Here is a 434-nt window from a genome sequence, read left to right as displayed (position 1 = left end):
CCGGCGGTGAGGACCAGCTCCGCGACCGGGGTCTCCGGCGGAAGTTCGGGGGGGTCCACGTCGCGGTGCATCGGGGCGACGCGGGTCGGACCGTAGATCCGCCAGCGCTTTGCCCCGTCGAGCTGGACGACCACCACGTCGTGGTCGTCCCAGTGGACCCCGAACCCTTCGGTGCTGGTCCACGAGGCGTAGAGGTTGGTCTGCACCCCGGTCCGCAACCAGCGCTCCAGGTCCATGGCCAGCCCACCTACGCCCTGGTGGAGTTCGTCCACCGCGTCCAGGACCAACGTGGCCCCTTGTGCGAGCTGCTGGTGGAGTGCGGAGGGCTGGAGCTGGTTCCACACCGTGCTTCGCCGGGTGACCACCGGCCGGGAGTACAGGTGCGTCGGGAGCTGGGTGCCGTCGGCGGGCAGGCGGGAGGGGGGGGGTTTGGG

At 71.4% G+C, this 434-nt stretch carries 1 protein-coding gene; it reads right to left on the bottom strand.

All coding sequences use genetic code 11. From position 1 onward, the window contains the following. Positions 1-365: JmjC domain-containing protein (locus tag ABD323_RS42930; protein WP_344447466.1), on the bottom strand; the 365-nt coding region annotated here is incomplete at its 3' end. Positions 366-434 lie beyond the last annotated feature (69 nt).

The organism is Kitasatospora nipponensis, assembly GCF_039528135.1.
Lineage (GTDB): Bacteria > Actinomycetota > Actinomycetes > Streptomycetales > Streptomycetaceae > Kitasatospora > Kitasatospora nipponensis.
The sequence above is the reverse complement of the archived record's forward strand: the minus strand, read 5'-3'. Positions and strand labels throughout refer to the sequence as shown.